We start from the raw sequence: 24,001 nt of genomic DNA on the forward strand, positions 1-24,001 counted from the left end.
TGCAGATAAATACCAGTATATCTTTCAACAACTGGTTTAAAAACTGGTCTGGATTCCATAAGCAATATTTATAATCCCCCGGACAGACCAGGAATGGAGGCAAATCATGAATAAGGAAGTAATTCGTAAACAATATGACATCATTATAGTCGGAGGCGGTATATCCGGTGTATGCGCCGCTATTGCTGCTGCCAGACATGGTGCCGCAGCAGCACTGATTCAGAACCGTCCGGTATTAGGAGGAAATGCCAGTTCAGAGATACGGATGCACATATGCGGAGCAGATTGTCATGGCTCAAGACCGGATGCACGGGAAACCGGCATCCTAGAGGAAATACTCTTAGAGAATAAACTGCGTAATCCCCAGTGCTCTTTTTCCATCTTGGATACTATATTGTGGGAGAAATGCCGCTTTCAGGATAACTTAGAGCTTTATCTGAATACCCACATGTCGTCGGTAGCTGTAGAAAATGGCGAAATCAAAAGCATAGTTGCAGAGCAGCTTACAACAGAGAAACAGTTTGAACTGACAGCCGGAATTTTTATAGATGCTACCGGAGACGGTACTTTAGCCTGTCTGGCAGGTGCGGATTATATGTATGGCCGTGAAGGTAACTCTGTATTCGGTGAGGAACATGCACCGGAAGAATCCGACACGGTAACTATGGGAAACACCCTTTTGTTTAAAGCGGTAGATACTGGAAAGCCCGTACCGTTTCAGAAGCCTTTTTGGGCAAACAGCTACCGTGAGGAAGAGCTGTCTTACCGTGATCATGGTGAAATCTCTTATGGCTACTGGTGGATTGAACTGGGTGGGGATTCCTTAAGTACCGTGGCTGACGGTGAGGCTATCCGGGATGAATTGTTAAAAGCACTGTACGGAATCTGGGATCATATCAAAAACCAGGGTGACCACAAGGCAGATAATTATGTCCTTGACTGGGTGGGCTTTCTGCCTGGCAAACGCGAAAGCCGAAGGATTATGGGCAATTATGTCCTAAAGGAGCAGGACCTTATCGAGGGCAGAATTTTTGAAGATGCAGTTGCTTACGGAGGCTGGCCCATGGATCTGCATGTGGCAGGAGGCTTAAACACAAAACGACAGCCCACGGATTATATTCATCTTAAGAAGGTATATACAATCCCTTTTCAGAGCCTTTGTGCAAAAAATATAAAAAACCTGCTGCTTGCCGGCAGAGCAATCAGTACTTCCCATATGGCTTTTGGTTCCGTCCGGGTCATGGGCACCTGCGGAGTCATCGGCCAGGCTGCTGGTACCGCTGGAGCACTGGCTGTTACTAAGGAAATTCCACTCTCTGAGTTGTCCTTATATATCAGGGAATTACAGCAGCAGCTATTAATGGATGACTGTTATATACCGGGCTTTCAAAATGAGGATGAAAAAGATTTAGCCAGAACTGCAGGTATCAGCTGCTCTTCTGCCGCGGATAATGGAAGCTGCCGCAATGTGGTCAACGGGATTGCCAGAAGTACCGGTGAGGATACCAACTGTTGGATTTCAGAAGAAATGGCACCAGAAGGAGAATGGCTGAGCCTAAGTTTTTCTTCCCCGGTCTCTGTATCTGAACTCCATGTAACCTTTGATTCCGATTTAAGCCGAGAGATTATGCTGTCCATGTCCCAGTGGGTTCAGAATAAGCAGTCACCTGGACTGCCTCTTAAACTCGTGAAGGATTATCAGCTTGTGTATTACAGAAAAGATAAGAAAATCTTCTCAGAGGAAATTACAGACAACTATCTCCGGTTCCGGATACATAAGCTTAAAGAGTCTGTAGAGTGTGATAAAATTGTTGTGAAAATAAGAGCGACCCATGGTGATAAGCACGCGAGGATTTTTGAAGTAAGAGTATATTAAGATTCTTATACTTCTCATGCTATTACAGAAGCCCTTGGGGCTGATGCAAAATTATTAAGTTATTGGACCCGACTTAGAATACGAATTATTTTTTTAAGAAATTTTGCCTAAAGATTGCAAGAGAATGGCTGCATTCTCTTTCTTGCAGCCATTCCCGCATACTTTCTACAAAAACCTTAAAACAAATTCGTATTCTCTGCCAGGTAATTTATATTTGAGTTTTGCAATAGCCCTAACAACTTTCTATATCTATCGGTAATCTCCTGCATAACAGCAGATAATGGAGCTTCATAATAAAATTCTAAAATAATCTTACAGTCTGTTGTAAAATTTTACGCAAGCTATTTTTTAAATAATACAACATTATCAATATAAGCCTTACCCGTACCGGCCCATTTCTTTAAGTAGACATTAATACTGGATGCTGTTGAATCCGTGGTGAAATTAACAGTATATAGGGTATAGCCGTTACTTTTACATTCAACCTGCCTGTTCCCACCATACTGATCAACTCCTGAGACTCCAAAATAACAGCTTTCTCCATTGGGAGATTTCACATATGCAGTCAAACTATAGCTTGTATTAGGCCGTATACCGGTTATAGTCTGTTCCAGACCGGCACCGCTTAAGGCAGTGCCTTTATTCACCCCACAATAATTTCCTTCATAGGCATTACTGCTGTCTGCCGCTACGGCTCCCCAGGAACTCGACCAGCCCGAAGTATTACCGGCTTCAAAGTCTCCATTATTCACAAGATTATCGGCTATTGGAGTCGGCGTTGCACTTGGATTAGGGGTAACAGTTGGCTGCGGTGTTGGCGTTGGCGTCAAGTCAGGGGTTGGCGTTGGCGTCAAGTCAGGCGTCGGAGTTGGCGTCGGCACTGATGTTGGTGTGGGCGTTGACTCCGGTGTTGGTGTGGGTGTGACCGTAGGAAACGACTCTGTGGAATCACCAATATGAAAATAGTCAAAATCAGCAGTCAGACCGGTTCCATTAATACAAAGCAGCCCTATACGGATATTTTGAAGGCTGCCTGTCTGAGCCGACCAGACTTCCCTATACACAATACCATCTTCTGAATAATAAGCTCTGTAACTGTCACCAATCTTAGTCATTTTTAAATAGATGTCCTGTCCCTGCACTGGGTCATCCACATTAACATAACTGCGCAGACCCCCTGTCTCCTTGGTGAACTGGAGCACTCCTTTTCCATCATAAAGTCTGGTTATCCGGAAGAAATTATCATCATCCTGCCAGATAATCAACCCACCCTGGGACCAGTTAGAGGTTGGTTTACCCTGCATTTTAGTATCAATGCTCCAGTCACCTGCAGGAGCTCCGGTAAGCAACAGATTTTTCGCATCTGTTCCGCTCTCACAGATATCCCCCTTTTGTGCTGTAATCCTCATATAACCCGGGTTCGCTGTTAAACTCCATTTCGATGAGTCTTCCCGTCTCCAAAGCCACTGGGAATTTAGCTCTGCATTGTCAAATTCATCATTCTCACCTATAACCAATGGCAGTGCAGGGGTAGGGGTTACCTCCGGCGTATCTCCTAACTGCAGCAGTTCTATGTCATCACAATAAACCGTCCCTGATCCGTTTGGCTTATATAAAAATATCTTTGCACTGCTGCTTGCAGGTCCTGTGGTAAAATTTAGAGTTCCTAAGGTATAGGTACTGCCGGACAGTGCCACACTTGATTCACTTCCTCCATACTCCTTAACCCCAAGTAATACGGACTGACCGCTGTCTGCTTTTACATATCCTTTCAGCTGATACTGTGTACCCGGATACAGATTACTAATAACCTGTTCCGCGGCTCCACCACTGCCTGTAATACGTAAGGAAGCGCTTCCTGAATTCGGATTTTGGGCGGTAACCGTAATCATTGTTCCTCCCCAGGAAGTCCAGGGAGAAAGGCTGCCGGTTTCAAATCCCGGATTTTGAACCAGGTTAACTGGTACCGGAGTCGGTTTTGGCGTTGGTACGGCAGAGAGTCCCAGACCATTGTACGCCCCAATGTTTGGCGCATCTGTCCCTGATACTGCATTACCCCAGAAATCCAGTCCTCCGTTGTCTGACACCACTTTTCCGGCTTTAAGACAGGGGGAACCTTCCAATAACTGGTATACACTGCAGGAATCTAATCCATTTCTAGCCTGTCCGGGATATCCAAGCTTTGGATCAGCCGTTATTTTATGGGGATCTGCTGGCTCCGTAGATGGATGAAGACCATAAAATACATTATAATCAAAGTCCACACCGGTGGATTTTCCCAGGTCATAATTACCGTTGCTGCCTTCATTGTAGAATATATTATTCCAGAAATGTATATTCTCAGGATAGGAAATCCCATCCCTGGAATAGGTGCTTATCATGTTAGCACTGATTCCGGCTTTCACATAGATGATATTGTTATAAATATAGGTATTTGTAATCTTGTTGGTTAATTGTATTTGTCTGCTTTTATTGTTCTGGGCAATATTGTATCTTACAATGGAGCCGTCATTAAACGTATTCGTATTATTCTGATAGACAGGTTCATTGCAGACAAGGAGAAAACCACCTTCATTATCATGAATATAGTTATACTGGAACACCGTACCCCTGGACATAAAATCACAATCGATGCCCTGACCGTCTACCGTGGTCTTGGTATTAAAGGCTTCGTTGTACTGAAAGACTGCGTTCTCACATTCAAAGGGCCAAATGGCAACACAGGCGTTTGAGGAGCGGACATGAGAAGTATTTACGACATTATATTCTACTAACGGTGCCATTGCACCTGCCGTTAATATGCCATCTCCGCCAATATCATAGAGATTATTATTCGCGATATAAACCCCTGTCGCTGCTCCTGCCCATTTTTCCGCATTCACATAGATGCCGGTGCTTCCTGTGGTATACACTGAATTATTCTGTATTACCACATTGGAAAAAGACTGATTCCATCCTCTTGACCAGACACAAATTGCCGCCATCCGCGCGTGCTCACCGCTGTTGCCATTACTTGCGATGTCATGTACCGTGCAGTTTTGTATGGTTATACCGCTATAGGATGCTTGACTGCCGGACGCATCTACATGAATTCCATGTCTGTCCCCAGGGTTAGAAGAATTATTTGTAATTTCCAAATTGCTGATGGTAAAATACTGCTGATTATTAAGGTAGACTGCTGCATCCACCGGATCTGTACTGCTATACGCCTTTCCATTCCCATTGATTACCGGTTTGCTGCCGGAACCATACTTATCAATGGTAATGGGATTGCCTGGGGTACCAGAACCCTTCGGATATAGAGTTCCAACCCAGGTACAGCCGGCTTTCAGGCAAATCCTATCACCTGGCTCAAACACCCTGCTGTTTACCTTCTCAAGGCTTTTCCAGGGTGCTGCCAGGCTTAGACCATCATTGCTGTCATTACCTCCGACTGAATCAACATAATAGGTAACACCCGCAGCATAAACGTCCATTGTCCCCGCAAATGAACCTAGGCTTACCAGCATGACACAGGTCATAAGTAAGCTAAGAATTTTTGATTTCATACCTAATCTCCTTTATATATATTACTCAATGTGCGCACATTGGAGCTTTCATCTGTCAATCGGGGTATGCCTTTTCATATACAGCTTTATTTATATCTAAGTCTCCTGCCTTTATATTCTGTTCGATCAGTTCGTTATATTTTTCATCAATATAGTTTGATACTACCGAATCTTTATACTCCTCATAATCTTTATACCCGTTACTCTCCCTGTCGAGCAGCAGGATTATTTCTGCCTGTTTCTGCTGGACTTCATCAATTACGCCGCTGGTTTGTCCTATATCCAGTAATTTAACTGTTTCATAAAGCAGGGGCTCGGATTTGGAATAGGTACCTGCTGTCTCTGCATCGAAGGTTATGTCAGAAATCCGAACCATATCTGCTTCTGATTCCGCTATATTCTCAAAACTTTCTCCAAGCTCAAGACGATTCTTTAGAGCTTGCATTTTTTCTACAGCGACCTTTCGATCCTCCTCTGTAAATGCCCCCAAGCTTTGTCCATAACTTATGGATAGCTTCTTTATCTGAACAAAATCCTCCTGTTTATAATACTTATCTTTCACTCTCTCATAATAGGCTCTCAGCTCTGCATCGGAAGGATTATATTCTCCCTCTAAAAGCTTCTCTTTTGATTTTATTATCAGATTGGTGTTGATCTGTGTATAATAACTGCTCTCATCATATTGGATTGGTCCGTATACCGGCTGTTTTTTCTCAGTCGCTTTTTTCCGCCGCTTATTTTCTGCTGTCAGGGACCGGACAAAGGTTTTATAACTGATGTCCTCAATTAAGCCCTGTTCTTTTGCAAGAATTTTGACAGCTTTCATATAAACACAGTTTTGCATGGCCTTCTCCCTTGCATATCTAACAGGTACCTCTCCGTTATAGTCCCTATTCCAGAAATCATCTGAATATACCGCACCGTATTTCTGAAAGAAATAGTCAAAGGTATTTGTTCGTTCTAACTGCAGCTGCAGCATGAATTCCCCTCTGTCAATTTCTTCTCCATTATACCTTGCTACATAGTCATCCCGGACAGCACGATTCTTTAACACACCACATAATACTGCGGAAACTGCAATTGCAAAACCTGAAACAATTCCGGCAGTAACTATTATCCTTTTCCACTTCCGATGGAACCTTCCTCCCGCCATGGTAACCCCCCTGGTCATATTGGTCAAATGGTTAAATATCCTAGTTTTAGAATAATATATTATATATTACAGTCAAGTTTCATTTCGTGTAAATACTATACTTTATTGATATTTTTATATATATTATTATGATATTTGTATCCTTTCATATAATTTTCTATCTGCTGACCATTTATGGCTGTATTTGGATGCGGTTTCATATAAACCGGATTAAAGATAGGCTCCCTGTTGTTTTAGTATTTCCTTAAGTCTGTCCACTGGAATATCCCACAATTCCTATATGGGCGCAGCATATCAGTCACCGGGGTATGTCTCTTTACATTTGAATTATTAAGTAGCACCTGCTGCAATTTTTAGTCCTGCAGCTGCAGCTGTTTCTATCATTATCAACAAGCCGCAGTGATAACTTTCCAATCAGCACTTTGGCAGAAGCCGTGCGATCCGTAGTATCATATCGTTCTTACGTGCATTTTTATTGTTCCAGCTTTCTGAATAATGGCCGGAAATTGAAGGGGCTGGAGGCAAAGCGACATGTTCATATATCAGTCTGTTTATTTCGCCATATAAATGGGGTACTATCTGGCTATGCATAAATTCAGGAAACAGAGAAAATCCACTTAAGTTTTCCAGGCCGGAAAGCCACATGGTAAAACCTTTTGATTCAAGGCATTGTATTCTGGAAGGGGGAAAGTTTGAAACATAGTAGATGCCTTTTTCTCTATACCAGATGTAATTTAAGTATTGTCTTTGAATTGTATCGCTGATACAATATGTATTTTGTAACAGCCATAACGGATATACCATATATGCTCTTAGAAGTATTTCGTTGTCTTTTAAATTCTCCTGCTCCCATATTTCTTCTTGCAAATAACCGTTTATTACTGCTTTTGTGATATTTTTTGCACATATTTTCCGTTTTGGTTGAATGAGAGGATTATTCGGGTCAAAAAGAGATAAATTTGCGGCTATCATAGCTTTAAAAGCGATTTCAAACCCATAATGTTTTTCTATTATGTCTGTCCAATTTTCATCATCACGAAGATACCTTTCCATCAACATGATAGATTTTGATATTAAATCATCATCCCTTTCAAGGCTAAGTTCCCTTGCGCGCCGAAGAGCCTGCTCTGTGGTAACGAAGGTTCGCTTGGTTTTCTCTTTTGTATCCTGCGTATGAAACCTGCCCCATGAGCCATTTTCCATTTGTTCTGCGGCAAGCTGATGATACCATTTGGATTCTGTGATTCTGGCATAACTATTGATATAGTCGGAACTTGCAGCCGGTTCTTTGTATAATTCTTTTAACAATATAAATCTTGGAACAGGATCCGTTGCATACTCTAAAAGATATTCTGCTATTTGTTCCATACTATGAATCATTTTAACCTCTATTCTTGTGCACGCTCTTTGCGTATAACAAGTTTGTGGTGCACAAGCACAAACTTGCGGTTGAAAAAAGCAGCTGAACTACAACCCCTAATTGCTTCCTAATGAATTCAAATGGTTTTTAAAAGAACTTTTGTTTAATATTATGGGTGTAACAATATCATCATAAAACTCTTCTGCTTCACCTATAACCTTGCATCCAAATTTTTTTAACATAGTTACAGTTACATCCCTGGCTTCTATATATAACTCGTCAGTATATCGGTTAAAGATTTCATTCAAAGAATATAGCGCCAGCTTCTGCCCAATCCCAATCCCCCGTAAACCCTTATCAACGGCAAATCTTCCCCAATGCCATTTATCATTTTCTTTCCAGGCTGCTGCAGCACCAATGATATCTTCGCCTACTCTTGCACACCACCAGATTGGATTTAACTTATCATTTACCGGAATCAGTTCAGCCGGGATACCCTGCTCATCAGTAAATACTTCCGTTGCAAGCCTTATTGCATCCTCCATATAATTCTCGTAAATAGGTTCAATCCGAATCCTTGCATCATTCTTTTTAAGATTATTTTTTAAAGCAAGAATATGAAACTCTCTAAGTGTCCTGACAATATTATTGATATGTTCAGGATCACCAAGATCTAATATTTCATGAAAGAATGTGTTGGCTTTTTGATCCCCTTCGCGGATTGCAGACAAACCGGACGGCAGAAGGCTTATATCTTTCATTCTCTTGTCACCTTCAGATTTACTCAGTTCCAGATAGTTTTTTGCTTCCAGATTACTGATTATTCTGCTGAGTGAAGCCTTATCAATGCCCAGGTTTATTAATAATTCGTTAAAAGGAGTCTTTCCGTTTTGCTTTAGATAATTTAATATATGCGCCTGGGCAAGTGTCAAGTCTGAATGAAAACAATTGTGATTTAATAGACCTAATTCCCTCACAATTAATCTTATCTCTTTTCTAACTATTTCTTCTTTATTCATGTTGGCCTCCAAATTCGTTGATATTCATATATCGTTGATATTATCAACTATTATATCCCATGATAAAGATTATTTCAAGCAGACATTCAATTGAAAATATTGAGTCAAGATCCGGGCAGGTTTTAAATATGGTTAAGCAATTTTTGTTAATTCACCAGTTACAGAATCGATTATCAGCCCATATACCTTTATTTCTTCCGGCACTAAGGGATGTTTCTTTATCATATCTACGGTCTTATTCACAGATACATCCAAATCCATAAAACCGGACAGCCACGCATCAAAGTTAATACCATAATACTTTATCATATCTATACTCTGTTCGGTTATCCCTTGGGCTTTCATTTTTTCTATCATTTTTTTGCTGTCGGTATACATAGCACCGCAGTCGGTATGTCCGATTACCAGAATTTCCTTAACATCCAGTTCATAGATTCCGATTAAAAGACTTCTCATTGCACTTCCAAAGGGATGTGATATAATGCCACCAGCATTTTTAATAATTTTTGCATCACCATTTTTTAAGCCCAGGGCTGCCGGTAACAGTTCTGTTAATCTGGTATCCATACAGGTTACGATAGCAACTTTCTTATTTGGATACTTGCTGGTTATATACTTTTCATAACCTTTATTTTCAACAAATGCCTGATTATATTGCAGTATTTCATCAATCATAATTAACCTTTTCCTTTATATAATTTTTTCCTATTATACGCTAATCTATTAAAAAGCTCAATAATCACCTGTTATTTCAGCTGGGAATCATACATTTTACTGACGAATTAAAAGCAGTGAAATAGGAAGCACTACATCTCTGTCTTTAAATTTTCAGCAACTTGCATTCTATTTAGCATATTGGGTAACAGCAAAAGATTCACCGGTTAATCCCAAATCAAATTTTAACTTTCTGTTGACAGATCATGAAAGGTGTTATATTATAGATAAAAACAGTCTGTAATATCTGTAGTCAGGAGGAATTACCTTTGAAGTATACAAAAGCAACCAATTATGCCTTACACATTATGGGTTACCTGGTAAGATATGAGGGTAAAGAGAATCTTAGCTTACAACCCTTGGCAAGCCGCATGGACATATCCCCTACCTATCTTTCCAAGATACTGACCCAGCTTGTCAAAGCGGATTTGATTCAATCCACTCCCGGGGCTAATGGCGGATACAGCCTCCGCAAGAAGAAAGAGGATATCTCTTTTCTTGATGTAATACGGGCCATTGAGGGTAGCAGCGCTTTATTTACTTGTGAAATGGGTGATGAAGAATGCTGTTTTCAAAAGATCATGGCGGAAGCAGAGAATAAAATGGAATCCTATTTACAGAAAAAAACAATATTGGAAGCTGTTCAAAGTCCTTCCGTCGGTAATACCGGTAATTAATCTATTTTCCTTGGAGAATATAATTTTTATCCTAATTATAGATATTTACAGTCTTTATTATATGTATTGTAACCATTACTATTATAATTACCAGTTTATCCACTCCGGATAAACAATTGAAAGGAGAAAACACATGTCTAATATGAATCCCCACACACATAGTCACACCTTTACGGGTGATCAGAATTTCATGAATAAGATAAACTTTCTGGATAGTGTTATGAGAAAAAAAATGCTCCCTCCGGAGGAATTATTAAAACTGCTCCCTATACAGGAAGGCAGCAATATATTAGACGCAGGGGCAGGTTCTGGTTACCTGACTATTCCTGCCGCGAAATGCACTACGGGAACCGTGTATGCGTTGGATATGGATGTACGGATGCTGGAGGTCATTACTATAAAAGCTAACGCAGATAATATAACAAATATTGATCTTTTACAGGGTAATATCAACAATATTCCGATTTCAGACAACTCGGTTGATTTTGCTATAGCTTCCTTAATTTTGCATGAAGTAGGACCGTTATCCCCTGTCCTTGCAGAGTTATTCCGTGTACTTAAGGATGGTGGTTCTGTTCTTTGTCTGGAATATGAAAAGGAAGAAAGCAGTATTCAGGGGCCACCTATGCATATCCGTATTTCTTCGGTAAGCCTGGAACAAGAACTTATTGCAGCTGGATTTTCAATTGAACAAAAGTTCATTCCTGGCGAGTCCCTCTATATTATTACTGCAAAAAAACAGGAGTTCTAAGTGTAAAAGAAATTTATTATAAGAAAGGTTGCCACACTGAGCATCTTTCACACAGGGAATTCAGAAGATTTTTTTCACACAGGGAATTCAGCAGAATTCCCTGTGAAAAAGTCAGGAGATATTACATTGCCACTCCATTCGAGCTATTTTGTAGTCCTGGCTACACGGTTATGTACTTCCATTTCCCATTGTTTACTCTGGTAAGATACATAATGGATCTTGAGCAGAAGTCAAAGAATATGCCAATCATAACCGCTGTTAAGCCAATTGAAAACATATGGATAAGTACAAAGGATAAGATAACCCGAAAGGCCCATAGTCCTACAAAAGACGTAATCATTACATACTTGATATCTCCTGCTGCCTTTAAGGTTGCGGAGCACAAATTGAGTATTGCCAGTAATGGCTCAATCAATCCAAAGGTACAGACTATACCGATTGCCTGTTTCATTACCAGTGAATCACTGGTATACAAAGCGGCAAGGTATTTTGAAAAAATAATCATAAATATGCCGATAATAAAGCCCACTATCATTGTAATCTTCATGCCTTCTTTCGAATAGGTTTCCGCCTTTTGATGATTCCCCTCACCAAGACTTTGACCGACTAATGTGGTATTCGCAATGGCGAAACCAAAAATGGGGAAAAAGGCCAGTGCGTTGATATTTAATCCAATCTGATAGGCCGCCATAGCAACAGTTCCAAGGGGTACAATGATTATCTGCAATACCAGGAAGCCGCCCTGCATAACCGCCTGCTCAATAAATCCTGGAATCCCTATATTAATGATTCGTTTAATCATTTCCGGCCAGATGCTGTAATCATCTTTTAGGCTTAGATTAAGCTTAAGTCCTTTATAGTTATATAGAACCATTACCCGGACCGTTACTCCTACTATTCTAGAAATCGTGACGGCTATTGCAGAACCCACAACTCCTAAAGCAGGTATATGTAAGAACGGGACACCAAAGATGAGTACCGTATTTAATATGATATTTAATATATTCACCCCGCCGGTAATTACCATAGGAGTCTTCGTATCTCCAGCTCCCCTCATAGCTCCTGAAACTATGATATCCAACACAAGAAAGGGCAGGTTAATAAGTACAATATTAAAGTAACTGATTCCGGTTTTAAAAACCTCCGGTTCTGCTTTTCCAAAAAACAAGCTCATTAAAGGTAGCGAAAAGGCTCTTCCGATGACTGACAAAAGGACGCCGACCACAATTGCCATATATCCGGATTGTATTAATGCCCTTTTTGCATCTTTATGGTTACCTTCACCGGTAACCCTTGCGATAATCACTGTGGTACCGATTGATAAACCCGAAAAGACTGTCTGCAAAAATCCCATAAGCATATTTACCATACCTACCCCAGCAACTGCATAGGTACCTATTCTCCCCATAAATATCGTAGATACCATTCCCACCATCATCTCTAGTATCTGCTCTGTAATTGAAGGCCACGCCAGGGAGATTATTTCTTTGTCAGCCTTTTTATCCAGTTTAAACCAATTCTTTATCATTCTCTACCTCTTTATCCGTATTGATTCACGCAACCATATCATTATAAATCAAATGTGTTCCCGAGGCAATCTGAAATCTTTCTATCAGTTACTATTATCCCTTTATGAAATAAGAATCAGGAAAACTTTCAAGGTTTAAGCATAGATTTCTGTTAGTTATGCGGACCTCCGATTTCAATAATATGATTATCAGGATCATAAATCCGGAATATTTTCTGCCAGGGTAATTCAATTATCCCGTGAATTATCTTCACTTCTTTTTGAATAAGCCTATGGTATTCCTCTTCGATATTCTCTGTTTCAAAATAAATATCTACATTGTTGTAACCTTGCTTTCCATTATGAAGGAGTTTTTGTATTTCCTGCTCCGGCATTAATTTATCCGCCTGATGTATGGAAAAGCGTTCTTTAAATATGACCATATTACCCCAATCAGATAAAATCTCAAGCCCCATTATATTGGCATAGAATTCCTTTGAAACTTTTATATCTTCTACTAAAACAATTGTATCAACATGTTTCATATCCAATTACCTCCTATATGGCTCCGATTATTGCAGACTCATACAAATAAAAATACTATGTTTTTTTTAATCTGCAAAAAACTCCTTCGTCAGAATTTTTCCTTTTGATTTTGATGCATCTCATTTATAATAAAGCAGCCTGGAAGAATAAGCGTTACGGTACTGGGTGGGAGTAAGTCCCGCAGTCCGCTTAAAGGTCTTCATAAAATTATGGCTGTCAGAAAAGCCGCTTTGATAAGACACTTCATTGATATCTAAATTCGTATCACATAACAGATATTTTGCAAGTTCTATTTTTTCCCGGATAATATACTGCTTTAGGGTTACCCCTGCAATCGTACTGAATAAACTGGAAATATACTTTTTGTTATAACCAAAATGATCTGCAATTTCAGATACCTTGATTTCATTATTTTTATTCCAATTTATATAATCCTGTATATCATTATAAAGCTGTTTCTTTTTTATATCTGTGGTATTCTGTGTATCCTTTGCATAAAACTGACTGAAAATTTCACTTATAATTGTGGTACAGACATAGTCATTATGAAGGCGGTTTTGATAGGTTCTTACATTGTCCTGGAGCTGCTTCATCATTACAATTAGTTTTTCCGGTTTCAACAACTTTCCATATTCAGGTATAACGATACTATTTTCTTTAACCTCACTCGGGTCTACCTCAGTCTTTCGTCTGTTTACCGGATATTCATAGGTAAAATGAAGCCAATAAAAGGCACAATTGCTTTTTTTGTACCCAGCCTGTCTGGCCGTGGGTGAAATAAGCAGATATTCTCCCTTTTCTACAGCAAACTTATTCTCATTCACCATAAGGTAGGCCGTACCTTCTGTGACTACAATCAGTTCATAATCCTGCATATACCTTGCAAAATGCATCCATTCCGGAGAAGGTGCCTGAAATTTACCGGTCAGATTGTATTTTAGCGGTTTGTCAAGAACCAGTTCATAATATATCATATGACTTTTTACCACCTATTCTGTATTTAGACTATTTCTTTGGCTTCCTGGGTTTATTATACTAAATTCATTACAAGGAAAGGAGTATTACTAATGATTCAATCATTTTCATTATCTCAGGTAAAACTAAAGGAACCTTACTTAAATAATGCCTTTCAGAAAGAACTTGACTATTTAATGTCCTTTGACTGTGACCGGCTATTATCTAATTTCCGTTTGACCAGAGGCCTTACCCCTAAGGCAAAATGCTATGAAGGCTGGGAAGATACCGAAATACGGGGACACTCCCTGGGGCACTATCTGACGGCTTTAGCCCAGGCATATACTACTACTGATTATAATAATACAATTTATAAAAGACTACAATACCTAATGGAGGAGTTATCCCTCTGCCAGTTTCAAAGCGGTTATCTTTCCGCATTCCCGGAGGAATTCTTTGACCGGGTGGAAACCGGTAAGCCGGTATGGGTACCCTGGTACACCATGCATAAAATTATATCCGGACTGGTTAACGTTTATAACCATGCAAAACTGGATTCTGCCCTGGCTATCCTATCAGGGATTGGTGACTGGGTTTATAACAGAAGTGACAAATGGACACCTCAAATCCACGACCGGGTATTGTCCGTTGAATATGGCGGTATGAATGACTGCATGTATGAGGTTTATAAAATAACCCAGAATGAAAACCATGCCGTTGCTGCCCACCGTTTTGATGAAATTAAGTTATTTGAACCGATCCATGATGGTAAGGATATTCTGAACAACCGACATGCGAATACTACTATTCCTAAATTCTTAGGGGCACTTAACCGTTATGTGGTATATGGTGAAAAGGAAGCTTACTATTTGACTGTCTGCAAGCAGTTCTGGGATATTGTGACGAAAAATCACAGTTATATCACCGGCGGCAACAGCGAATGGGAACATTTTGGAGAACCTGATATTTTGGATGCCGAGAGGACCGAAGCCAATTGTGAAACCTGCAACACCTATAACATGTTAAAGATGACCAGAACATTATTTCAGATTACAGGAGATTCAAAATACTCTGATTTTTATGAGACTACTTTTATTAACGCCATTTTATCCTCCCAAAATCCCCAGACCGGAATGACAACCTACTTCCAGCCTATGGCAACGGGTTATTTTAAAGTATACAGTAAACCCTTTGAACACTTCTGGTGTTGTACCGGCACCGGCATGGAAAATTTCTCTAAATTAAATGACAGCTTTTATTTTCACGAGGAAGACAAGCTTTATGTAAATATGTATTTTTCCTCCTCCGTCAATTGGGAGGAAAAAAAGATACGCCTTTCACAGGATACCAATCTCCTCAATATGGATAAAGCAGTCTTTCGCATCAATACAGAAGCGGAATCTTCTTTTACCCTGTGCCTTAGAATACCGGCTTGGTCAGAAGGAACCAGTATCCAGATTAATGATGTACCTGCCTCCTATACGCTAAAAGATGGCTATGCCTGTATCACCAGGACTTGGAACGATAACGATGTAATCGATATGACCTTTAAAACAGTAATTCGTTACCACGAGTTGCCGGATAACAAAAATGCCGTTGCCTTTACTTATGGTCCTGTAGTCTTAAGTGCTGGTCTTGGAACAGAGGAACTGGAAGAATCTACTACCGGTGTTCAGGTTAAAATACCGAAGAAACCTATGGCTGTCAAAGATTATATCGTAATCAGACAGTCGGATATCAAAAGCTTTAAAGAACATTTATCAGAACATCTGGTGAAAACAGAAGGCAAAATGGAATTCCGTTTAAAAAGCACCGATGAAGATGACCGGCTAATATTCACACCCCACTATCAACAGCATAAAGAAAGATATGGAATCTACTGGATACTGGTAGAGGAAAATTCCGATACCCTTAACAACTATATCAAACAAAAGCGGCATTTAGAGCTTGTAAAAGCAGCGGAAATCGATAGTATACAAATCGGTAACGACCAGTATGAACTTTCTCATAATATACAAGGTAAGGACACAGAATCCGGCGACCGGGACGGCTTTCATTACCGGACAGCGAAAGCAGGCGGTTGGTTTGGTTATGATTTGCAGGTCTGTGATTCTGAGGATACTTATCTGCAATTTGGCTATATGCCCGGTGACTGTAAAAAAGGATTCTATGTAGAGATTAATAACACAGAGCTTTCCCATGAGAGTATGGAAGGTAAATCCTGGCGTGATATAACGGAGAGATCCTATCTGATTCCTAAGGAATTATATCAAGACAGTCCTTGTGTTACTGTGAAGTTTAGGACCGAAGAAGAGGATTCTATGGCAAGAATTATCGAAGTTATCAAAACTTCAAAGAAAGTTTAGACCCAGTCAATCAAGCGATATAACTAAATTTTTCTACTGTCAGAGCAGAGAGCTAATACAAATTTTAAAACTAAATAATGAGATTAAATAGGTTACTAGAAATCAAAGACTAAATCACCTGGGAGAAAATAAGGCTGTAACAAATCATAGACTTACTTACCTGAGATAGAATGTGTCTGCGACTTACTTGCCTGGGATAGAATGTGTCTGTTTTGCTAATCAAAGACTAAATTACCTGTGAGACAATAAGGATTATATTTCATAAAATTTCTTGGAAAGTATGCGCGAATGGCTGTAAATATCCGCTTCTTCGTGGTAACTTAGTACAAAATTCAATAAAATATAATCCTTATTCCATGCCCAGTTTGATATCCTGCATATCTTAGCAGTCTATAAAAAGAGCTTAAACAACGCACATATAGCCGCTGATAATAAAAATGTAATCGGAATCGTTGTAAACCAAGCCGATACCATCTTCTGGGCGGTACTCCAATTGACTCCTTTCACACGCTGGGAAGCACCAACACCCATGATTGAACAGGAAACAACATGTGTTGTACTTACCGGAAGACCAAATTTGGTGGCAATTTGGATTATCAGAACGGAAGAAAGGTCCGCTGCTACTGCATTAACGGGTTTTAATTTCATAATCTGAGTACCAACTGTTTTAATAATCCGTGATCCGCCTATGGAGGTTCCAAGTGCCATGGCTAAAGCACAGAGTAACTGTACCCAATGGGGAATTGTCGCATGGGTCTGATAGCCATAACTTACCAATGCCATTGTAATAATACCCATGGATTTCTGTGCATCATTGGTACCATGAGAAAATGCCTGTAAGGCAGCCGTTAAAACCTGAACTCTTCGAAACCCCCTATTTGCTTTTACGGCATTGGCTTTCTTAAAAATAACTTTGATTAAAGTAAACATGATGAAACCTACGGATAAGGCCAGAATGGGTGATATAATAAGAGAAGAAACCACTTTTACGAACCCCTTATATTTTATAGCATGAATTCCTACATCCGAAAAAGCTGCCCCCGCCAAAGAACCAATGAGTGCATGGGACGAACTGCTTGGAATTCCAAAGTACCAGGTCATCAGATTCCATAAAATTGCAGCTATTAAGGCTACTATCATAACGATGGAGCCATTGGATATCTTATCTAAATCTACAATATCTTTTGCGATAGTTTCAGCAACACCGGTAGATACAATCGCTCCCAAAAAATTCATACAAGCAGCCATAATTATCGCTCTTTTTAAGGTTAAAGCCTTAGTGGATACTGCTGTTGCTATTGCATTGGCAGTATCGTGAAAACCATTAATAAAATCATAGCTTAACGCCAAAATAATTATCAATATTAATAAAATCATATTATACCCATTGTATATCGCAAATTTCTTTGCGATACTGCCACAGAATAATATGTGAAACAAGTTTCCCAGTTGATGTATATCATACTGTGACATCCTTTCATTTTTTATATTTGCTTTCAACTTGAAAGAATCGTATAGTGGCATCCCTATCATTTCTTACTTTTGCTTTTCAACTTGAAGAAATCGTATAGTTGCATACCTTTCATTTCTTATATTTGCTTTCAGCCTCCACGCCTGATTGCCGTAAAAGCAGCATTTCAAATAGTAGAGGAAGGACATATTTGGATACAATACTGCCATTTCAATTTTGGCAGCAAAGTACCACAGCTAACTTCTGCAAGAAATAAGCGCAATTATTGCCGGTAACAGGACCATTTGAATTAAATTAAACCCTGTATAAATCTCCTTTCCCGCCATCCGAATTATGTATGTACAAAATGGTATACATTCTTACACAAAATTCGCTCTGTAATAATATCTTTAAAACGACCCAAAATAAAAGTGGAATTAATGGCAGAACCGCCGTTGATAGTGAAAATGTCAAGGGGAAAATCCAATATGAAGATGTAACACTTGACCCAGCTGAAAAACCCGCTGTGTCCTCCTCTGAAATTTCACCAATTATATTCTCTGCAGCATCCAGGTTTTGAAAGCCAGGGAATGCATTAGGAAGAGTATATATGGAATCAGAAAACACAAAGAAAGAATCTACACCCTCATATGGAGTGTACATTCCTACCCACAAAGCTGCTATGCATAATAAAACCGCAAAATTACGGCAATAACTTGTCCTCTGCTTCATATCTTGTCCTCTGTTCCTAGTCAAACAAAACTATAACATACTGAAGCTGTTATTTCAATCCTAACTTTGCCCAACTTTTCAAACAGAGTTATAAAACTAATCGCAGCAAAGGGCAGTTTGTCCCTCTCTTACACAATAAATAGGCTGTTGTAATATTCAAAGACTAAGTCACCTGAGTGAGAATAAGGATTCTATGCCCAGGTTCTATATCCTGCAATTTTGCAACAGCCTCTTGGTATAATTAAGTCATGCATTACAATTATTCTTGGAATATATATAATTATAAAGTATTCCATGTCTGATTTCATCGGTGATTATTTCAGTTAACATGTTAATATGAACTCTGGGCTGCATCGCATATAAAATCTGGCGGTATCTCTGTACGGCATTTTGCTCACCAAGCAAAGCTTTTTTGATGCCATCGCAATATGAGTCCGGGGTTTTAAAGGATTCTTCACTTTCTTTTGGGAGAACCGCACCTGTAATATCGTAATAAATCTGACGGAACATATTATAATGGTCCATCTCATTGTTTCGTATACCGGTTATTATCTGTTTATCTTCATCATCGGGAGCATTTTCAATTAAATAGGTATAAAAAATTTTATCTTCATTTTCACCGGCAACGGCTTTTTGTATTAGCTCAAGAGCATTATCGAGGTTATTGGGATAGACAAAAACATTAGCCTTTTCATCTGAGATTTCCATATCCAAAGGTCTAATATAAGGTTGTATATATGGATCTGCTATAGGAAAATAATAATTTGAGTAATTCAAAACTAACTCCAATATTTTTTATATCTATAATATGAAAATAATATAAAATTGCTACATCTTACAATCTTGTTACATCGTGTTATCACTTATGTATTGGTCATAAAAGGGAAGAATATTCGTGAATGAATATTATTCATTGACAATTGATAACCTTTATGCTAGAATACAAATAGTTTCACCACAAGGAGGTAAAATATGACCCGCGTAACAAAAGAACCTGAAGTCCGCAAACAGGAAATCCTGGATACTGCAATGGAATTGTTTTATCAAAAGGGTTATGATAAGACTTCCATCAGTGATATTGCTGAAAAAATCGGAATTGCACAAGGTCTATGCTACCGATATTTTAAATCTAAGGAGGAATTGTTCGATACTGCTTTAGACTATTATGCCGAACAACAGGTAAGTCAAATGCAGCCGGTACTATGTGATCGCAGTAAAACCTTAAAACAAAAGCTTTATGAAACACCAACCTTTATGGATATTGAACAGCATAACAGTTTTTATTATAAGGTATTCCATGATACAGACAGCAAAAAAATCCACGATCAGTTATCTATGAAAATATGCCGCAAATTAGTACCCATAATAAAAGAACAGATTCAGCATGAAATAGATTCAGGCGAGCTTCATTTGACTGACGCAGATACTGCCGCCAGCTTCTGTATATATGGTCAGTTAGGCATATTGCAACGTGATGACCTGTCTGGAGAAGAGAGACTCAACCGAATACGGACCTTTCTTTTGCAACTGTTAGTTTAATAAAATCCCTGTCCTTTTTAGGTCAGGGATAAAAAATACAATTTTATTGAATGATATTCATTCACGAAAGGAACTAACTTATGAAAACACAAATTAATTTTGTAAACGAGAAACCAAAAAACGGATTGTTTAAAATTACCATCCCTCTCATTATTGCTATGATTCTTAATATGTCTTATAACTTGGTAGATAGCTTATGGATTGGCAATTTACTAGGTGAAAATGCAATGGCGGCACTTACCAGTTCTACTCCTATTATATTAATTTTAACTTCTATCGGCATGGGCGCAAGTGGTGGCGTAGCTATTCTGCTGTCACAGGCTGTCGGCGCGAAAGACCATGCAAAAACGAAGCGTATCTTATCTACCTCGTTAATTGGCACCGTTATTTTATGTATTGTACTTATTTTAATCTGTGAAAGTTCTATCAATTGGATATTGACGCTTCTACATACACCCTCTGAGATATTTTCAATGGCAAAAGAATATTTAGCCGTGTACTTGTTAGGTTTCCTGCCGGTTTTTCTATATTTATACTTTACGGCTGTCCTTCGCAGCTATGGAAACACGTTATTCCAAATCCTTGCTATTCTTTTCAGTACTGTATTAAATATAATACTAGAACCTATTTTCATCCATATTTTAGGTTTTAGCGGAGCAGCAATTGCAACCATACTCTCACAGTCCATTGCTTTGCTTTTCATGGCTGGTTATATCTTGAAAAAAAAGCTGTTCCATTTTAGCTTCCTGCTGTTTGACTGGGCGGAATTAAGAATCTTGTTGTGTAAATCCTTCCCCTCCATCATACAGCAAAGTATTCCTCCCCTTAGCACCAGTGTTTTAACATCCCTTGTCAGCAGTTTTGGGGTGTCTTCAATTGCAGCCTATGGAGTTACAGGAAAACTTGAAATAATATTATTTTATCCGGCTATGGCTCTTAATATGGCACTTACTACAATTGTGGGACAGTGTATCGGAGCAAAAAGACCGGACCTTATAAGAAGCTATTTAAAAACAGCCTTATTATGGGGATGCGGGCTACTCCTTGTGCTTTCCGCCCTTGTAGTCGCGTTTGCAGGGAAGCTTTCTCACCTATTTTTAAATAGTAATGATATTGCTGCAATTGTCGGGACTTATTTTCTGATTGTCAGTATCGGTTACATTCTATACACCATTACCAGCTGCTATATGGGTGCGATCAACGGACTGGGAAAGCCAGGCGTTGGGATGTACTTAATGATATTTTACTATATTATTATCAGGATGCCTCTAGCCTATCTTTTATCCCATACCTCTTTCGCACTAAGCGGCATATGGCTGGCTATTTTAATCAGTCACGTAGTAGCCGCAGTATCCGCCGCAATCCTATTTAATTTCTTATTCCTAAAGCTTAAAAAAGTATAAATGCTTTTAAAAAATATCATACCAGTTTGACTTTGTATTCAATGTTGCAGGTACAACCCAAAACAACATTGATAAAGTCATTCTATTATATTATAATAACTCTATGCCATTTCTATTATTATCCAATTAATGAGGCATCCAACCAACTAACAAAGGAGAAGATAGGATGAAACCACACTTATTAAGAGCCGTAATCATAGCAGCCGTTGTTATAGCAGGGCTGACCGGCGGCATTCTTATCACCGAGAATAATAAAGCGAAACTGAAAGATAAGGAAATCAAAGAATACAATACCACCTTGGAACTTGTAAAAGATATCAATCAAAACAGTGACTTTGGTGGATTAGAGCTGTTAAAATATTCAGATAAAACAGCAGAAGACCAACCATCCCAAGGGGCTTCTGATATTCTTCCTGAATTTGCCGAAGGCACTAAAGAAGGCGTTGAAGGGATTTTCTTTCCCTATCCTTATGGCAGTCTTGAAAATCGGCTTGCAAAAATCAGCATAGAAGAAAAGCCCTACCATGTATATGGCATTACCATAGGACAAACCCTTAAGGATGTAACACCAATTCTCCTTGAAAAGGGGTTTACCAGACAGGAAGAAGTTTCTGATAAGGAAACCAGCAGCATTTTGTACCGGCAACATCATGTAAGTATATCACTTAAAGTCTCCAAAGAATCCGGAACTATCAGCACAATTCTTGTTTCGGTCTACGATAAAGTAGATAATACTGTTTATTAATAGTACTACCGACCACCTTTACACCTTCTGTTTTCGAGTAGTTATAGGGCTTTGACTTGATTAGCAGCCTTACCCACAAAAGTATGCCTTATATGAGATTTCTGTTCGTCAGACCAAAGATTTGCCCACGGACTTCTTTCACTAAGTAAAGCACTCTGTGCCTTTTAAGCGACAGAGTGCTTTATAATAAAAATATAGTAAACTTTAAAGGAATCTTTATTCTAATTCTTCCCCATTAGTGGCAATTACTTTTTGATACCAATAGAAAGAATCTTTTGGGTATCTGTTATAGGAACCATTGCCGAGATCATCTGCATCAACGTAGACAAAGCCGTACCTTTTTTTCATTTCTCCTGAACCTACGCTGATAAGATCAATGCATCCCCAAGGGGTATAGCCCATCAGATCTACGCCTTCTTCCATTGCAGCTTTCATGCATTTTATGTGCTCTTTTAAGTATTCGATACGATACGGATCGTGTACAGTATTATTCTCTTCCAGGGTATCAAGGGCTCCTATTCCATTCTCTACCACCATCAAAGGAATCTGATAACGTCCGTAAAGCTCATTCAACGCATAACGTAAACCGGCCGGATCGATTTGCCAGCCCCAGTCATTGGCAGTCAGGTAAGGATTTTTTACACCGCCAAAAAGATTTCCCTGGGTTTTAGCAAGTTCTTTATCTGTAGAGATGCAGTTGCTCATGTAATAGGAGAAAGCAAAGAAATCAACAGTTCCCTTCTTTAGGATTTCCTCATCTTCCGGCTCCATTTTAATACTTACATTATATTCCTCCCAGATTCGTTTCGCAAAATAGGGGTATTCACCTCTTACATGAACGTCACCGCAATAATAATTACAGTAATCCCAGGACCTCTGATTAGCCAGCTGATCTTCCGGATTGCTGGAATATGCATAATTTACCGTAATTGCCACCATGCAGCCTATTTGGAAATCCGGGTTAATGCTGTGACCGAGGGCAACTGCTTTTGCACTGGCTACAAACTGATGATGCAGCCCTTGAAAACGAAGCTGGGGAATATCAACCTGGTCATTCATATTAGTCGTTCCCTCGTTTAAAATGCCAAGACCGGAAAATCCACCGAAGGAATATACACCAGCATTAATTTCATTAAAAGTAAGCCAATATTTTACCTTATCTTTATAACGATTAAATATAGTCTCACAAAAACGAAGATAGAATTCAATCAGCTTACGGTCTGCCCAGCCATTATATTTTTCCGTCAGATAAAAAGGCGACTCATAATGGGAAATCGTAACCAGTGGCTCAATACCAGCTTTGTTTAATTCATCAAACACTTTGTCATAGAATGCAAGGCCAGCTTCATTGGGGCTTTCTTCCGTTCCAGTGGGAAAAATACGGCTCCAGGAGATACTCATACGGAATACTTTAAATCCCATTTCTTTCATCAAAGCAATATCTTCTTTGTAATGATGATAAAAGTCACTTGCCTTATGATTGGGATAATATAAATTATCGTCAAAGGTTCTGGTAATACGTCTGGGTTCTGTTTTAGAACCGTTACTCATCATATCGGCTACACTTGGACCACGTCCGTCTTCGTTCCAGCCTCCTTCAAATTGATTGGCGGCGGTAGCACCTCCCCATAGAAATCCTTTTGAAAAGCTCATAATTATTC

General features: G+C 39.2%; 19 protein-coding genes. 7 read left to right on the top strand and 12 right to left on the bottom strand.

Features of this window, described 5'->3' with window-relative positions:
- Window positions 1-106 precede the first annotated feature (106 nt).
- On the top strand, window positions 107-1,876 hold the full coding sequence (locus QA584_RS19325) for an FAD-dependent oxidoreductase (protein ID WP_278270741.1): 1,770 nt from the start codon (window positions 107-109) through the stop codon (window positions 1,874-1,876).
- Between the two features lie 341 nt (window positions 1,877-2,217).
- Here QA584_RS19325 and QA584_RS19330 read toward each other — a convergent pair whose 3' ends face one another.
- The 5 genes from QA584_RS19330 to QA584_RS19350 form a co-directional block, all read right to left on the bottom strand.
- Window positions 2,218-5,424, bottom strand: a complete 3,207-nt coding sequence (locus QA584_RS19330; RefSeq protein WP_278270742.1) for a carbohydrate binding domain-containing protein — start codon at window positions 5,422-5,424, stop codon at window positions 2,218-2,220.
- A 55-nt stretch (window positions 5,425-5,479) separates the two neighbouring features.
- Window positions 5,480-6,577 (bottom strand): hypothetical protein, encoded by a 1,098-nt coding sequence (locus tag QA584_RS19335; protein WP_278270743.1) that lies wholly within the window; start codon window positions 6,575-6,577, stop codon window positions 5,480-5,482.
- 414 nt (window positions 6,578-6,991) lie between these two features.
- Window positions 6,992-7,957 (bottom strand): hypothetical protein, encoded by a 966-nt coding sequence (locus QA584_RS19340; protein WP_278270744.1) that lies wholly within the window; start codon window positions 7,955-7,957, stop codon window positions 6,992-6,994.
- A gap of 96 nt (window positions 7,958-8,053) precedes the next feature.
- Window positions 8,054-8,956 carry a bifunctional helix-turn-helix transcriptional regulator/GNAT family N-acetyltransferase gene (locus QA584_RS19345; RefSeq protein WP_278270745.1) on the bottom strand — a complete coding sequence of 301 codons (903 nt, stop codon included), beginning with the start codon at window positions 8,954-8,956 and terminating at the stop codon, window positions 8,054-8,056.
- A 132-nt stretch (window positions 8,957-9,088) separates the two neighbouring features.
- Window positions 9,089-9,631 carry a beta-class carbonic anhydrase gene (locus QA584_RS19350; RefSeq protein ID WP_278270746.1) on the bottom strand — a complete coding sequence of 181 codons (543 nt, stop codon included), beginning with the start codon at window positions 9,629-9,631 and terminating at the stop codon, window positions 9,089-9,091.
- Window positions 9,632-9,939: 308 nt separating this feature from the next.
- Here QA584_RS19350 and QA584_RS19355 point away from each other — a divergent pair, with 308 nt between their 5' ends.
- Together QA584_RS19355 and QA584_RS19360 are read left to right on the top strand one after the other, a co-directional pair.
- Window positions 9,940-10,347: an RrF2 family transcriptional regulator gene (locus tag QA584_RS19355; protein WP_278270747.1), complete on the top strand. Its 408-nt coding sequence runs from the start codon at window positions 9,940-9,942 to the stop codon at window positions 10,345-10,347.
- Between the two features lie 133 nt (window positions 10,348-10,480).
- On the top strand, window positions 10,481-11,098 hold the full coding sequence (locus QA584_RS19360; RefSeq protein ID WP_278270748.1) for a class I SAM-dependent methyltransferase: 618 nt from the start codon (window positions 10,481-10,483) through the stop codon (window positions 11,096-11,098).
- A 160-nt stretch (window positions 11,099-11,258) separates the two neighbouring features.
- Here the strand turns inward: QA584_RS19360 and QA584_RS19365 are convergent, their stop codons facing one another.
- The 3 genes from QA584_RS19365 to QA584_RS19375 all read right to left on the bottom strand — a co-directional run bounded on the left by QA584_RS19365 (window position 11,259) and on the right by QA584_RS19375 (window position 14,125).
- Window positions 11,259-12,626 carry an MATE family efflux transporter gene (locus tag QA584_RS19365; RefSeq protein ID WP_278270749.1) on the bottom strand — a complete coding sequence of 456 codons (1,368 nt, stop codon included), beginning with the start codon at window positions 12,624-12,626 and terminating at the stop codon, window positions 11,259-11,261.
- Between the two features lie 152 nt (window positions 12,627-12,778).
- Window positions 12,779-13,150, bottom strand: a complete 372-nt coding sequence (locus tag QA584_RS19370; RefSeq protein ID WP_278270750.1) for a VOC family protein — start codon at window positions 13,148-13,150, stop codon at window positions 12,779-12,781.
- A 120-nt stretch (window positions 13,151-13,270) separates the two neighbouring features.
- On the bottom strand, window positions 13,271-14,125 hold the full coding sequence (locus tag QA584_RS19375) for an AraC family transcriptional regulator (RefSeq protein WP_278270751.1): 855 nt from the start codon (window positions 14,123-14,125) through the stop codon (window positions 13,271-13,273).
- A gap of 93 nt (window positions 14,126-14,218) precedes the next feature.
- Between QA584_RS19375 and QA584_RS19380 the strand changes: the two genes are divergently transcribed.
- A complete protein-coding gene (locus tag QA584_RS19380) occupies window positions 14,219-16,471 on the top strand; it encodes a glycoside hydrolase family 127 protein (RefSeq protein ID WP_278270752.1) in 2,253 nt (750 codons plus the stop codon).
- A 390-nt stretch (window positions 16,472-16,861) separates the two neighbouring features.
- On the opposite strand, the gene QA584_RS19385 is transcribed toward QA584_RS19380, so the two are convergent.
- The 3 genes from QA584_RS19385 to QA584_RS19395 all read right to left on the bottom strand — a co-directional run bounded on the left by QA584_RS19385 (window position 16,862) and on the right by QA584_RS19395 (window position 19,430).
- Window positions 16,862-17,848 carry an inorganic phosphate transporter gene (locus QA584_RS19385; protein WP_278270753.1) on the bottom strand — a complete coding sequence of 329 codons (987 nt, stop codon included), beginning with the start codon at window positions 17,846-17,848 and terminating at the stop codon, window positions 16,862-16,864.
- A gap of 388 nt (window positions 17,849-18,236) precedes the next feature.
- Window positions 18,237-18,653, bottom strand: a complete 417-nt coding sequence (locus QA584_RS19390) for a hypothetical protein (protein WP_278270754.1) — start codon at window positions 18,651-18,653, stop codon at window positions 18,237-18,239.
- 246 nt (window positions 18,654-18,899) lie between these two features.
- Window positions 18,900-19,430 (bottom strand): ferritin-like domain-containing protein, encoded by a 531-nt coding sequence (locus QA584_RS19395; RefSeq protein ID WP_278270755.1) that lies wholly within the window; start codon window positions 19,428-19,430, stop codon window positions 18,900-18,902.
- Window positions 19,431-19,625: 195 nt separating this feature from the next.
- Between QA584_RS19395 and QA584_RS19400 the strand changes: the two genes are divergently transcribed.
- The 3 genes from QA584_RS19400 (at window position 19,626) to QA584_RS19410 (ending at window position 22,340) form a co-directional block, all read left to right on the top strand.
- Window positions 19,626-20,192: a TetR/AcrR family transcriptional regulator gene (locus tag QA584_RS19400; protein ID WP_278270756.1), complete on the top strand. Its 567-nt coding sequence runs from the start codon at window positions 19,626-19,628 to the stop codon at window positions 20,190-20,192.
- Window positions 20,193-20,272: 80 nt separating this feature from the next.
- Entirely contained in the window at window positions 20,273-21,595 is a 1,323-nt protein-coding gene (locus QA584_RS19405) for an MATE family efflux transporter (protein WP_278270757.1), read from the top strand.
- A 166-nt stretch (window positions 21,596-21,761) separates the two neighbouring features.
- Window positions 21,762-22,340 carry a hypothetical protein gene (locus QA584_RS19410; protein WP_278270758.1) on the top strand — a complete coding sequence of 193 codons (579 nt, stop codon included), beginning with the start codon at window positions 21,762-21,764 and terminating at the stop codon, window positions 22,338-22,340.
- Between the two features lie 216 nt (window positions 22,341-22,556).
- Here QA584_RS19410 and QA584_RS19415 read toward each other — a convergent pair whose 3' ends face one another.
- Window positions 22,557-23,993: a glycoside hydrolase family 1 protein gene (locus tag QA584_RS19415; protein WP_278270759.1), complete on the bottom strand. Its 1,437-nt coding sequence runs from the start codon at window positions 23,991-23,993 to the stop codon at window positions 22,557-22,559.
- Window positions 23,994-24,001 lie beyond the last annotated feature (8 nt).

The sequence above is a fragment of the Anaerocolumna sp. AGMB13025 genome (assembly GCF_029689925.1).
GTDB lineage: Bacteria > Bacillota > Clostridia > Lachnospirales > Lachnospiraceae > Anaerocolumna.

Bases quoted from the DNA above. Each gene is read 5' to 3' on its own strand.
- QA584_RS19325 (WP_278270741.1), top strand. From the start codon at position 107: ATGAATAAGGAAGTAATTCGTAAACAATATGACATCATTATAGTCGGA.
- QA584_RS19330 (WP_278270742.1), bottom strand. From the start codon at position 5,424: ATGAAATCAAAAATTCTTAGCTTACTTATGACCTGTGTCATGCTGGTA.
- QA584_RS19335 (WP_278270743.1), bottom strand. From the start codon at position 6,577: ATGGCGGGAGGAAGGTTCCATCGGAAGTGGAAAAGGATAATAGTTACT.
- QA584_RS19340 (WP_278270744.1), bottom strand. From the start codon at position 7,957: ATGATTCATAGTATGGAACAAATAGCAGAATATCTTTTAGAGTATGCA.
- QA584_RS19345 (WP_278270745.1), bottom strand. From the start codon at position 8,956: ATGAATAAAGAAGAAATAGTTAGAAAAGAGATAAGATTAATTGTGAGG.
- QA584_RS19350 (WP_278270746.1), bottom strand. From the start codon at position 9,631: ATGATTGATGAAATACTGCAATATAATCAGGCATTTGTTGAAAATAAA.
- QA584_RS19360 (WP_278270748.1), top strand. From the start codon at position 10,481: ATGTCTAATATGAATCCCCACACACATAGTCACACCTTTACGGGTGAT.
- QA584_RS19365 (WP_278270749.1), bottom strand. From the start codon at position 12,626: ATGATAAAGAATTGGTTTAAACTGGATAAAAAGGCTGACAAAGAAATA.
- QA584_RS19370 (WP_278270750.1), bottom strand. From the start codon at position 13,150: ATGAAACATGTTGATACAATTGTTTTAGTAGAAGATATAAAAGTTTCA.
- QA584_RS19375 (WP_278270751.1), bottom strand. From the start codon at position 14,125: ATGATATATTATGAACTGGTTCTTGACAAACCGCTAAAATACAATCTG.
- QA584_RS19380 (WP_278270752.1), top strand. From the start codon at position 14,219: ATGATTCAATCATTTTCATTATCTCAGGTAAAACTAAAGGAACCTTAC.
- QA584_RS19385 (WP_278270753.1), bottom strand. From the start codon at position 17,848: ATGATTTTATTAATATTGATAATTATTTTGGCGTTAAGCTATGATTTT.
- QA584_RS19390 (WP_278270754.1), bottom strand. From the start codon at position 18,653: ATGAAGCAGAGGACAAGTTATTGCCGTAATTTTGCGGTTTTATTATGC.
- QA584_RS19400 (WP_278270756.1), top strand. From the start codon at position 19,626: ATGACCCGCGTAACAAAAGAACCTGAAGTCCGCAAACAGGAAATCCTG.
- QA584_RS19405 (WP_278270757.1), top strand. From the start codon at position 20,273: ATGAAAACACAAATTAATTTTGTAAACGAGAAACCAAAAAACGGATTG.
- QA584_RS19410 (WP_278270758.1), top strand. From the start codon at position 21,762: ATGAAACCACACTTATTAAGAGCCGTAATCATAGCAGCCGTTGTTATA.
- QA584_RS19415 (WP_278270759.1), bottom strand. From the start codon at position 23,993: ATGAGCTTTTCAAAAGGATTTCTATGGGGAGGTGCTACCGCCGCCAAT.